Raw genomic sequence first — 399 nt, 5'->3', positions numbered from 1 at the left:
CCGGTGCCTGGACCTACACGGCAAGCTCGGCCCACAACGAGTTCGCCGCCGGCACCACCTACACCGACACCTTCGATGTCGTCAGCGCCGACGGCACCCACACCTCGGTGACCATCAACATCGACGGCACCAACGATGCCGCCATCCTGTCGGCCGATGTGCGCAACCTGACCGAGACCAACTCGGCCACCGACATCTCGAGCTCCGGCACGCTGACCATCTCCGATGTCGACAGCCCGGCGACCTTCGTCGCCCAGGCCGGGACCGTTGGAACCTATGGCTCGTTCTCCATCGACAGCGCCGGTGCCTGGACCTACACGGCAAGCTCGGCCCACAACGAGTTCGCCGCCGGCACCACCTACACCGACACCTTCGATGTCGTCAGCGCCGACGGCACCC

The 399-nt window shown here is 66.4% G+C and carries 1 protein-coding gene; it reads left to right on the top strand.

Annotation, left to right across the window (positions count from 1 at the left end; genetic code table 11):
- The coding region (locus EN807_RS32905) for a VCBS domain-containing protein (protein WP_135937965.1) at positions 1-399 on the top strand (399 nt) is incomplete at both ends.

It is taken from the genome of Mesorhizobium sp. M5C.F.Ca.ET.164.01.1.1, from assembly GCF_004792125.1.
Lineage (GTDB): Bacteria > Pseudomonadota > Alphaproteobacteria > Rhizobiales > Rhizobiaceae > Mesorhizobium > Mesorhizobium wenxiniae.
The sequence above is the reverse complement of the archived record's forward strand: the minus strand, read 5'-3'. Positions and strand labels throughout refer to the sequence as shown.